The sequence below is a fragment of the Halobacillus sp. ABA4_118 genome (genome assembly GCF_056160205.1).
This window is the reverse complement of record NZ_JBSWWS010000001.1, coordinates 470605-482040: the sequence shown is the minus strand read 5'-3', so window position 1 is coordinate 482040 and position 11436 is coordinate 470605. Positions and strand designations below refer to the sequence as shown.

The following is an 11436-nucleotide window of genomic DNA, read 5'->3' as shown; positions in this document are numbered from 1 at the left end:
GACTCCACGGGGAATCGTGGAGTCTTCTTTTATGATTTAAATCGGAAAAAATCATCTTCTTTCCACCGGCAGCGTCATGCAGCGGATGCCTCCGCCGCCATTTTCCAATTCGTCCACATCGATACGGATGATGTTTTTCTTTTTCAACTTTTCATGATGAAGCACTTTCTTATGGGCTTTCGTACTTACCAACAGAGTGTCCGGGTTCAGATTCAGAAAATTAATATCGGCTACGGTGTGCGTTATCTCATCTGTCCAAAAAATGTCATATCCGTGACGAGGAATGAAGTCGTCCATCATCATATAGGATCTCTCTTTGGCTGTGAAAACGTGGACGGGGAAGTACTTCATATAACTTTTGGCGATAAGAAGATCGTGGGCCGCTACATTACAGTTCATATCCATGTGCATCGTATCCCCCCGTCTTGGAAGATCGATGACACCCACTTCAGAAAACCCTTCCTCCCATAGGCGCGGAAGCAGCTTCAGGACACTTTCAAAGCTCGTCCGAAGTCCTGTGTTAATAAAAACCGCCTCTTTACTTAGAACGAGGACATCACCAAACTCAAGAGCGTTGGTCTCATTATTGGCTTGAAGTGAGAAACGGTCTTCAGGGAACCAGTTTTCAAAAAGTTTGTGGGCATACAGGTATTCCGGTCTTCTCATGGATATGCCGGCTTCACCGGGAACGACGAGCGTACCAAAAACACAGGCGAGATCCCTTGCAAACACCCGATTGATCAATCGGGCATGAAAGGCTTGATCAGGCTCAGGGAGATGGCCGGAATAATCAATGACCTCCACACCTTCCCGAGTCATGGCTTCTGTCATCTCTTGAAAAGCCGCAGCCGTTTTCTCAGGGTTCACCGGCTTTTCCCACTGCACATCATCGGCTGCTGCCTGGGTGGGAATCCTGGTCGTAGAAGGTGAACACATAATCACTTTTTTTAATTCGTCATATTCATTACAACAAAAGGGGTGTATGAGCATCATGATCACGTTCCTTCCTCATTCATTCCTTATTACTTTTTCCGAAATGGTGAAAGACATTCCCGGAACGATTTACATAAAACCTCCGCTTCACATCAAACTAGATATAAAGGAGGGAAGCGGCTGTGAAGAAGGAAAGTACCCAGGGAACACTAACATGGTGGCAGATGTCGTTTATAGGAATTGGATGCATTATTGGAACAGGTTTTTTTCTAGGTTCCAGCATAGCCATCTCGAAAGCAGGCCCCCCCGTTATTTTCGTCTACCTTGCGGCTGGTACCGGAACGTATATCGTTTTCCGCTGCCTTGCTGCCCTGACGGCGGCACACCCTGAAAAAGGATCGTTTCGTACGTACGCCAAACAGGCCTTCGGATCATGGGCGGGGTTCAGCAACGGGTGGGTGTACTGGTCGTGTGAAATGTTGATTATGGGCAGTCAGCTCACAGCTCTGGCCATCTTTGCCCAATTTTGGTTTCCGAAGCTTCCATTGTGGGTGTTTGCTCTTGTGTTCGCCCTTTTAGGTCTCCTTGTCATCTGGCTTGGTGTGCGCAAAGTGGAGCAGATGGAAAACATGTTCGGAATCATTAAAATATCCGCTGTTCTCATGTTTATTATCATTGCCGCTTTAGCCTTGACCGGAGTGATTGACCGTTCGGCTGGTACCGCCGATGCGGCCGGTGTATTCCATAATTTTTTTGAAAAAGGCTGGACCGGTTTGTGGGTGGCCCTGCTTTATGCGTTTTACGCTTTTGGGGGGATTGAAGTGATGGGATTGATGGCGGGGGAGTTGAAAGATCCAAAGGATGCCCCTAAATCAGGCACGTTGATGCTCATCGTATTAACCGTGGTGTATATGGCGGCTTTTTACTTCGTGGTTACGTTGACGTCGATTGAAAAAATAACGACCGATGAAAGTCCGTTTCTAACCGCTCTTACCGGCTATTCACTCCCCTTGGTACCGCATGTTTTCAACGCTGTCCTTATTATTGCCGGCTTTTCCACGATGGCAGCTTCTCTGTATGCGGTCACTACAATGATCATGGCTTTAAGTGAAGAAGGGGATGCACCTGGTATCTTCATCCAGAAGGAAGAAGGAAAGGTATCTAAACCAGCTTTCGTTCTTACAATTTTTGTTGTCGTCCTGTCCATTATTCTGGCTGTTCTATTACCGGACAGGCTGTTCGAATACGTGACGACAGCAGCGGGTTTGATGCTTTTATATAACTGGGCGTTTATCCTGCTTTCCTACCGTAAACTCATGGGAAAAGGGTTCAGGGATGGTTTGTTCGTGTGGACGGGACTGCTGTTTTTAGGTCTGGCCGTGAGTGGAACACTGATGGATTCTATGACAAGGATCGGTTTTTTTGTAAGCCTTGCTTTTTTAGCCGTCATTGCCCTTGCGACGTGGATCAAATTGAAGAAAGCCCCTGAATCAGGGGCGTAGGCTCCTGGTTTTAGCCAGGAAAGGACATTGGGGTAAAGAAGTATCATCATCACGTAGAAAATACTGTTCCCATTCATGGTTATCTTCCTGACCATACCATTTTAAGGCTGGATGGGCGGGAAGGTCGTCGTAGTCAACGAGTCGCTTCCGGATGACATTTTTAAGGCGTCGTCCGTAAGTGGTCGAATCATTGATATCTTCAAACACCCATCTTGGCTGAAAAGCAAGCAGCAAGGAAGGAAAACACCGGCTGTTTCTTTTTTTATGGGCGGGAGTGGCACAAAAGGCGAAATAAGGCTCTCCGTGAAAACAGAATTCCCAGGAAGGATCTTCGGGATCCTGCGAAATATCCTCGGGCCATTCTTTCTCGTCAAGAGCATGGGTTTGATTGAGCAGGGTCCAGAACACCTTCTCGTAATCCTTGATTTCAAGCTGATCTTTCAATAGCGCCCTTGTGTCACAGAAAACGACAAGGGATGTATAGCTGCCTGTCTGCCGGGAAACTTCACCGTAGATTTTCAGGAGTTTCCCCAGTTGCTCAGAAGCGGAAGAACTACGTGGGTCTTCTAGAAAACCAAAACGCAGCATCCCGTTGGTGTACCCCTGGATGCCCGGGACGCAGGGGTAGGCATGGTCCCTGCTTGTCAACATGTCACCAAACGCGGTAAAGGAACGCTCCTGCCAGGTTTCCAGTGCAGTCTTCGGGTTTTCTATCTCTTCTTTTGTGTAAAGCATCAAAATCTCCCTCCTGTAGTTACATCCATATCCTATGGAGGAGGGAGAGAATGGGTGACTGTCTATCCCATCAACATCTGTACAGCCTGAACACCGAAGTAAAGACCGAATCCTATTAAAATGATCCCTGAAAGGATTGAGATGGAAGAAAGAAGGCGGGTGGTCAGCCATTTTCGTGCTCCCGAAGCGGCCGAGGCCATCGTGATATCCCAGATCATGATACCGATAAAGATCCCTCCACTATAAATAAGGAGCTGGGTCTCCTCGTACGTGGAGGATATTTCTGCGAGGATGGAGCCGTAAATGCCAACCCAGAATAAAATGTTCAAGGGATTGGATAAAGCCATGAAAAAGCCTGTCCGGAATGATCTCCCCCGGGAGCCTTTTGAAGGGGCAGACCGTTGGGCAGCCGTATTCTTCGCTCCTGCGATACTTTCTACACCTGTATAAATAAGGACAAAAGCGCCGAACGACCACAAAAAGGTTTTGATGAGCGGAATCTGTACGTAATCAGCGAGACCAAAATAAATGAGCAGCATAAACAATCCGTCTGCAGCCATGGCTCCGACGCCGACGAGCCAGGCATGAAAGAATCCATAGCGGATACCTTTATCCAATTGAGCCGCATTGATAGGACCGACGGGGGCGGATAACGACAGGCCCAGCAGAATATAACTAAAAAACATAAATGCCTCCTTGTATGTAGAACTTGTCTCTATACTACATAAATATGAACATTGTGGAAGGACCTTGACTGAAAATCGATGATGGATAGAAAAAAACAGGCCGCCGGATCGGCCGCCTGTTTTTCTGTTAATGGGGCATGTTTCCGTCAGGCACCGTTGTGTAGCTTTGCAGCATCAGGTTCATATCCTGCTGTTGAAGCTGAGGTACCTGGTAATAGCCGTGTTTGTTTTGATAAAGGAAAATCTCATAGCTCATCTCAATAAAATTCGGTACACTGTCTGCGATGACGCGCCGGAGAACCGGGTTGGTCATTTCCAGGGCGGTCATAGCCAGAAGTGTGGCAAGTCCCTTTGTCTGTCCAAGCATATAGGCAGACAGACCTTTGTCCGCCAGCTCGCTGACGGACTGGTTCGGTTTTTTCGGCTGACCAGGCTTCACGCCGTAAACCACTTCATTGCTCTGCTGCATTTTATACTGCTGCGTCGCCTGTGCAGGGTCCTGGCCACTACTGAAACTCTGGACAATTGTATTATACATCTGGGTGACAAAAGCGTGCTGACGCTGTTGAATGGATTGGAGTTCCGGGTCCTGAATATGCTGACTGTACATTTGATACTGGTCGAGCAGGTTGATTAAGCCTGCAATGACCTCATGGGCATCAAAAAGTTCATGACCGCCGTGATTCGGGTTCATGTGAGTCGGCGGCATCTGCGCCCCCTGCTGCTGATTCATATTTTGTTGTTTCATCCTTATTCCTCCTCGTAGCTTCGTACATCTTAAGGTTGCCCGGATCTTCTCTCCTCATGTATTTCAAAAGATGGAATGTAACAAGGGATTTCCCCCCCTGACTGCCTTCATTACTATTTCATTACGGGGAGTGTGAGGTCGTGGATTTTGAAGGAAATCGTGATACAATAAAGACAGAATATAAACAAGGGAGACCGACAGAATGAAGCCACTTATGAGAAGGATATTTGTCGTACTTATTTCTGTATTAACACTCGGTCTGTACGTGCCGCCGGCCCATGTGGATACAGAAGCCGCTGAAAAGAAGGAGATCACGGACGCCGGTCACCTGAATGAACATTCCGTGGCGGAGGATGACCAGCAGATTCTGCCGGATGTTCTTACAGAAGACGAAGAAGATCCTTTCCGTTCAATAACGGAAGAGGCCTTTGCCCGGACAGAGGCCAAAATGGGACCGAGGATTATGGGAAAAGTGGACGATGAGTTGTCGGAAGTGATTTTTCCTGAAATGGAAAACGTCATGGTCGACCTCTTATCCAACACGGACGAAGCGCACGTTCCCTATATGAAAATCACAGAAGACCCTGCCCCTGGATATGGGGAGAGAATGTTCAATTTATATAATGGACACACGGATGAAGAAATTGCCCGCTTCCATGTGCGGAGAGATAAACGTCCCGGGGAAGGGTACTGGTTCAATTTCCATTACCATTTAAAAGAAGACGCGTATACGAAACACCATGAAATCGGCGAGATCTACTGGGAGAAGAACACTCCTCCAAAGTGGATGTCCTGAACAGAAGACAGTCATCTAAGACTGTCTTTTTTGTTGTCCGGTTTTACGTAGTTACTAAGAGGTAAGTAGGTTACTGAAAAGTACCTTCTTGTCACAGGAGAATTTACTAATTATCATAAATGACAAAGACTTGGATAAAAAAGGAGAGGGAAATCATGAAAGCATTGCTTTTACATGAAAAGCGTGATTGGCAGGAAATGCAGGTAGAGGAAATCGAAAAACCAACAGCAGGAAAAGGCGGAATTGTCGTGGAGGTGCATGCGGCAGGATTGAATCCTGTGGATTACAAAACTGCAGGTAATGGGAATCCCAGCTGGGAGTACCCTCATATCCTTGGTCTTGATGTAGCCGGGGTCGTTACAGAAACCGCTTCGGATGTCTCTTCGTTTAAGTTAGGAGATCGTGTCGTTTACCACGGGGACTTAACTAAGAAAGGTGGATTTGCAGAATATGCAGTCATTCCGGCTCATACAGCATCAAAAATCCCTGACGAAGTAAGCTTTACCGAAGCGGCTGCTCTTCCTACGGCAGGATATACAGCTTATCAAGCCATTCACCGTAAGCTTCCACTGGATCAGGTTCAAACGATCCTCATCCACGCTGGTGCCGGCGGGGTAGGCGGATTTGGTATCCAGCTGGCTAAAGCGGCCGGAAAAACGGTCTTAACGACAGCTTCCTCTTCCAACCATGACTATGTATTATCCCTGGGGGCGGATTATGCCATCGACTACAGAAATGAAGATGTGTATGAGAAAGTCATGGAAATTACCGATGGCCGGGGGGTTGATGCTGTTGTCGATGCAGTGAGCAGCGAAAATGCAACAGCCTCTCTCGATTATATTGCGTTTATGGGACATCTTGTTTACATTGCAGGAGCTCCTGACTTTAAAAAGGTCCAACCATTCACAACGGTCGTCTCTTATCATGAAATTGCTCTGGCGGCCGCCCATAAGGCAGATTTCCAATCCCAGAAAGATCTTGCCGTAATCGGTGATGACCTGCTGAAACTGGTGAAAGAGGGGAAAGTTTCTCCACTTGTGGAGGAAACCATTTCGCTTGAAGAAGTACCGGAGGCCCTCGTCCGGCTTTCAGAACGGCATGTGAAAGGCAAGATAGTAGCTGTATTGAAATAAAAGAAAGCCTGCGCGGATACCGCGCAGGCTTTTCGTTATTCTTTATCTTCACCAATAATGCGGACCTCACGCTCGAGGTCTACACCAAACTTCTCTTTGACAGTTTTCTGTACATGCTCGATCAGTGAAATGTAGTCAGTAGTCGAGGCATTATCCTTGTTCACAATAAAGCCGGCGTGTTTGGTGGAAACTTCCGCTCCGCCGATACTCGTTCCCTGCAGGTTGCTGTCCTGAATCAATTTTCCTGCGAAATATCCAGGCGGTCGCTTGAATACACTGCCGCAGGAAGGGTACTCCAGCGGCTGTTTGGATTCTCTTTTGAAGGTCAGGTCATCCATAATTTCTTTAATTTCCTGACGGGTTCCCGGGGTCAGGCGGAAACAAGCCTCCACAACAATATCGCCGCGATCAGGGATATTACTGGTACGGTAATCAAGATCGAGATCGGAAGCCATACGCTTGACGAGTCTGCCTTCTTTGTCGACCACATAAGCGTGGTCAAGAACATCTTTGATTTCTCCGCCATAGGCACCAGCGTTCATATACAACGCGCCCCCTACAGTCCCGGGAATGCCACAGGCGAATTCCAGTCCGGCTAACTGTTTTTCAAGAGCAAAACGGGAAGCATCGATGATTCGTGCTCCACTTTGAGCCGTCACCATTTCCTCGTCTGCATTGATGGAGTTCAAGTGTTTTAAGTTGATGACGATCCCGCGGATTCCCCCGTCCTTAATGATAAGGTTGGATCCATTGCCAAGGAGTGTAAAGGGGATTTCATCCTCGTTGGACAGCTTGACGACATTTTGAATTTCCTTATAAGACGTCGGTGTGATAAAAAAGTCCGCTCGGCCGCCCAGTTTCGTGTAGAGGTGGTCTTTTAATGGTTCATCGACTTTGACGTTTTCCTCTTTGACAAGGTTTAACAGTTTATTATAAATCATGTGTTTTTTTTCCATAAACATCCGTCCTATTTTTTGGTTTCCTCTAAGCAGTTACGTACATCATGTAGATTCAGCCCGGCTTGTTTGTAACAGTTTATGATACGTGCGCCGGTAGAGTGCGTTTTCCATTTTTCACAATCACGTTTATTATTTTATCACAAAACAAAAGGAACATTGAGTAGGAATTTCTTCATGGAGACCATGGATACAGGATAAAGGACCGGCATTTGTAAAACCTAAGTCTATAGGAGGTGTAGGAAATGGCACTTGACGTCCGTTGTGAGGTTAAAAACTGTGTATATAATAAGAATGGCTCGGCTTGTGGTGCTGATGAAATTTTCGTCGTGAGCCATAAGGGAACAAAAGCTTCGAACAGTGAAGAAACCGACTGCAAAACGTTTAAACCGGCAAATGTGTAACTTCCTATAGAACCAGGCCTGTGATCCTGCAGGCCTTTTTTTCTTATTTTTCCCGTTAAGAAAACGCTTAAATTAAACGGAAGGTTCATTATATTCAGAAAAGTCATTGCCAAGAGCCCCTCTTGTTAGTATCATCATGATAAGTTGTTTCCCAACGACAGAATAGATAAAAAGCAATGAGAGGTGTAAGGGATGGACAAGACTAAAAAAGATTTGAGAATCAGAAGTAAAGTCATCAGTGAGGGTGTCAACCGGGTCCCGAACCGTTCGATGTTGAGAGCTGTTGGGTTTAAGGATGAGGATTTTAAAAAGCCGATGATCGGCATCGCCAGCACATGGAGTGAAGTAACCCCATGTAATGTACATATTGATAAACTGGCTGAGCAGGCCAAGGGTGGAGCTTCAGACAATGGCGGAGCCCCTATGATTTTTAATACCATTACAGTAGCTGACGGCATTGCAATGGGGCATGAAGGAATGTTTTATTCCCTTCCAAGCCGTGAAGTCATTGCGGATTCCATCGAAACCGTTACAAATGCGGAGCGTCTTGATGGCATTGTAGCGATCGGAGGCTGTGATAAAACAACACCTGGATGCCTGATCTCACTCGGCCGCCTGAACGTTCCATCGGTCTATGTTTATGGAGGTACCATCCAGCCGGGTAAACTGGATGGAGAAGATATTGACATTGTTTCCTCTTTTGAAGCGGTTGGTCAGTATCATGAAGGCAGTATTGATGAGGAACAGCTGCACAGAGTGGAATGCCACGCCTGTCCAGGCGCCGGTGCGTGTGGAGGAATGTACACAGCCAATACGATGGCATCTGCGGTAGAGGCTCTTGGAATGAGTATCCCTGGATCTTCCTCTACGCCTGCCGTTCATGACTATAAGGAAAACGAATGCCGCCAGGCAGGAGAGCTTGTTGTTGAACTGCTTGAGAAAGAAATCTATCCTCGTGATATCATGACAAAAGAAGCGTTCGAAAATGCGATTACGGTTGTCATGGCCCTTGGAGGTTCGACCAATGCGTTCCTCCACCTTCTGGCTATGGCACATTCAGCAGGTGTCGATCTTGATCTGGATGACTTTGAGCGCATCCGTCAGGAAGTTCCTCACATTGCCGACATGAAGCCGAGCGGGAAATATGTGATGCAGGACCTGTATGAAAGCGGCGGTGTGCCCGCAGTTATGAAGCTGCTATTGGAAGAAGGCCTGCTTCACGGAGACTGCTTGACGGTTACCGGGAAAACAGTAGCGGAAAACCTGGCAGAAGTTCCATCATTGAAAGAAGGCCAGAAAGTTATTGTTCCGTTTGATAAGCCGATCAAGCCGAAAGGTCCTCTTGTCGTTTTGAAAGGGAATTTGGCTCCGGAGGGCGCTGTAGCCAAAATGTCTGGTCAGAAGATCAGCCGTTTTGAAGGTCCTGCTAAAGTGTATAACAGTGAAGAAGAAGCAACGAATGCCATCGTTGGTGATGACGTACAGGAAGGCGATGTCGTTGTCATCCGTAATGTAGGTCCGAAAGGGGGACCTGGTATGCCGGAGATGCTTTCCATAACGGCTATGATTGTAGGGAAAGGCCTGGGAGGAAAAGTGGCCTTGATTACCGACGGTCGTTTCTCAGGGGGCTCCCACGGGTTCGTCATCGGCCACGTCGCTCCAGAAGCCTTTGTCGGTGGACCGATCGGCCTTCTGGAAACCGGAGATACCATCACTATAGATAGTGATACCCAGCAGATCAATTTTGATGTCAGTGATGAAGAATACGAACGACGTAAGCAGGCATGGGTAAAACCTGAACCGAAGCATAAAACAGGTGTCCTGGCTAAATATGCCCGGCTTGTATCTTCCTCTGCCAAAGGGGCTGTTACTGACCTGGATTTAGACAATTAACATCCCATCCCACTCTCTCAGAGAGTGGGATTCTTTGATCCATCAGGATAAGGAACTCGACATGTATAATGAGCAGAGCATCAAAATACATAAAGGTAAGGGGAGTGAAGGATGAAAATAGTATGGATCAGACATGGAAGTACAGCATGGAATAAAGAAAAACGGGCTCAGGGCGGCTCGGATATCCCGTTGGATGACGAAGGGAATGAGCAGGCAGCCCTTCTTTCCGCACGGCTTGGGAAAGAGAACTGGGATGTGTTGTACAGCAGCCCGTTGAAGAGAGCCGTCCAGACAGCCCGGGTCGCTGCACACGAGCTGGATGTTGCTGTTCATCTGGATGAACGTCTGCAGGAAGTCGGAGGCGGACAAATCGAAGGGACGACAGAAGCAGAAAGAATTGAAAAATGGGGGGAGGGGTGGCGTGACCTTGATCTGGGAAGAGAATCGGAAGAAGACGTGCTCAAGCGCTGTCGATCTTTCATCGCTGATCTGAGGGCAGAGCATCAAGGGAAACAGATATTAGTAGTAAGTCACGGCGGCATCATCAGCCAAATGCTGCACATGCTGGATCCGTCCCATGTAAACGAAGAAACAATGAAAAACACGTCCATATCAGAAGTGGTGCTTCGTGACAACCAATGGTCGTGTGAACGTTTCAACTGTACAAGGCACTTGGATATGTAACGAAAAGAGTATGTGTGGACACTCATGGTGAGAAGGGATTGAACCGGCTGACGAGATCGTACTCGTCAGCCGGTTTTTTATTTTTTCGTATAGTTCAAATCCCAAGTAATTCCGTAGTAGTCTCTCACTTTAGCGAACGTGGCCCCCCAGAACGTATCCTGCAGTTCCATGATGACCGTCCCTTTGTCTTTCAATCGGTTGTAAATCATGTCAATCTCTTCCGGACTGTCCATTTCCAAAGCCATCGATATGTTATTTCCCACTTCAACCTGTTGATCGAGAAAAGAGTCAGAGACCATGAAAAGAAGAGGCCCTTTTTTAAAACGGGCATGCATGAGACGGTCATCCATTTCAGGTGGCGTTTCAAAATCGGCCTCTCCAAACGTCTGCTTGTCTGTAATCTCACCTTCGAATATTTCTTTGTAATCATTCAATGCTTCTTCCGCCTGACCATTAAAAGTAAAATACGGGGTAGCCTGATGTTTCATTGTGAACACTCCTTTTCTATTTGAGTCTAGGAACAGTATAACGGTTCCCTTCTGACAAAACAAGAACATTTGTTCTTGTTTTAAACTGTAATAGTACAGGTCATTCAATAAGAAACGGATACCGCTTACAAAGGAAGTATAGCATGCTCCGTATTCCGACGCAGGAAGTAAATATATATTTTACAACCCTTTAAACTCTCGTATAATGGCGGTTTACATAGGCTGACACACAAATATAAAAAATTTTCAAAAAACGGTTGCAATTTCCTGCCTCCCAAAGTAAACTGTACCATAACAGATAAACAAAATAATTTCTGTTATAACAAAGGAGGAGAAATAATGAATCATCCGAAAACTGTTTCCATCCCATGTCCGCAATGTGGTTCTGAAGTTGAAAATCATCATTACACGTATATGTTGGAATGTGATCACTGTCTATCTAAAAGAGAAGAATAATTTTTGCAGCATCTGTTATATA

At 46.6% G+C, this 11436-nt stretch carries 12 protein-coding genes; 6 read left to right on the top strand and 6 right to left on the bottom strand.

What is annotated here, in order from left to right:
- Positions 1-51: 51 nt before the first annotated feature.
- Complete coding sequence (locus tag ACXAGL_RS02555) at positions 52-993, bottom strand: arginine deiminase family protein (RefSeq protein WP_474969348.1); 942 nt, start codon at positions 991-993, stop codon at positions 52-54.
- A 122-nt stretch (positions 994-1115) separates the two neighbouring features.
- Between ACXAGL_RS02555 and ACXAGL_RS02550 the strand changes: the two genes are divergently transcribed.
- Positions 1116-2435, top strand: a complete 1320-nt coding sequence (locus ACXAGL_RS02550; protein ID WP_474969347.1) for an amino acid permease — start codon at positions 1116-1118, stop codon at positions 2433-2435.
- On the opposite strand, the gene ACXAGL_RS02545 is transcribed toward ACXAGL_RS02550, so the two are convergent.
- The 3 genes from ACXAGL_RS02545 to ACXAGL_RS02535 form a co-directional block, all read right to left on the bottom strand.
- Positions 2424-3170, bottom strand: a complete 747-nt coding sequence (locus ACXAGL_RS02545) for a YqcI/YcgG family protein (RefSeq protein ID WP_474989658.1) — start codon at positions 3168-3170, stop codon at positions 2424-2426. The genes ACXAGL_RS02550 and ACXAGL_RS02545 overlap by 12 nt on opposite strands.
- Before the next feature lie 62 nt (positions 3171-3232).
- Positions 3233-3856 (bottom strand): LysE family transporter, encoded by a 624-nt coding sequence (locus tag ACXAGL_RS02540; protein WP_474989656.1) that lies wholly within the window; start codon positions 3854-3856, stop codon positions 3233-3235.
- Positions 3857-3983: 127 nt separating this feature from the next.
- Positions 3984-4604 (bottom strand): spore coat protein, encoded by a 621-nt coding sequence (locus ACXAGL_RS02535; RefSeq protein WP_474989654.1) that lies wholly within the window; start codon positions 4602-4604, stop codon positions 3984-3986.
- Between the two features lie 202 nt (positions 4605-4806).
- Here ACXAGL_RS02535 and ACXAGL_RS02530 point away from each other — a divergent pair, with 202 nt between their 5' ends.
- Together ACXAGL_RS02530 and ACXAGL_RS02525 are read left to right on the top strand one after the other, a co-directional pair.
- Positions 4807-5400, top strand: a complete 594-nt coding sequence (locus tag ACXAGL_RS02530; RefSeq protein WP_474969343.1) for a YpjP family protein — start codon at positions 4807-4809, stop codon at positions 5398-5400.
- A gap of 155 nt (positions 5401-5555) precedes the next feature.
- Positions 5556-6533 carry a zinc-binding dehydrogenase gene (locus ACXAGL_RS02525; protein ID WP_474989652.1) on the top strand — a complete coding sequence of 326 codons (978 nt, stop codon included), beginning with the start codon at positions 5556-5558 and terminating at the stop codon, positions 6531-6533.
- A 35-nt stretch (positions 6534-6568) separates the two neighbouring features.
- On the opposite strand, the gene murB is transcribed toward ACXAGL_RS02525, so the two are convergent.
- Positions 6569-7489: a UDP-N-acetylmuramate dehydrogenase gene (gene murB / locus ACXAGL_RS02520; protein WP_474969341.1), complete on the bottom strand. Its 921-nt coding sequence runs from the start codon at positions 7487-7489 to the stop codon at positions 6569-6571.
- A 245-nt stretch (positions 7490-7734) separates the two neighbouring features.
- Between murB and ACXAGL_RS02515 the strand changes: the two genes are divergently transcribed.
- The 3 genes from ACXAGL_RS02515 (at position 7735) to ACXAGL_RS02505 (ending at position 10470) form a co-directional block, all read left to right on the top strand.
- Entirely contained in the window at positions 7735-7893 is a 159-nt protein-coding gene (locus ACXAGL_RS02515; RefSeq protein WP_160838406.1) for a DUF1540 domain-containing protein, read from the top strand.
- A 192-nt stretch (positions 7894-8085) separates the two neighbouring features.
- Complete coding sequence (gene ilvD, locus ACXAGL_RS02510) at positions 8086-9786, top strand: dihydroxy-acid dehydratase (RefSeq protein ID WP_474969340.1); 1701 nt, start codon at positions 8086-8088, stop codon at positions 9784-9786.
- A 111-nt stretch (positions 9787-9897) separates the two neighbouring features.
- The gene (locus tag ACXAGL_RS02505) at positions 9898-10470 is read left to right on the top strand and encodes a histidine phosphatase family protein (RefSeq protein WP_474969339.1); all 573 of its coding nucleotides are present in this window, start codon (positions 9898-9900) and stop codon (positions 10468-10470) included.
- 77 nt (positions 10471-10547) lie between these two features.
- Here ACXAGL_RS02505 and ACXAGL_RS02500 read toward each other — a convergent pair whose 3' ends face one another.
- The gene (locus ACXAGL_RS02500) at positions 10548-10958 is read right to left on the bottom strand and encodes a VOC family protein (RefSeq protein ID WP_474969338.1); all 411 of its coding nucleotides are present in this window, start codon (positions 10956-10958) and stop codon (positions 10548-10550) included.
- Positions 10959-11436: the final 478 nt, after the last annotated feature.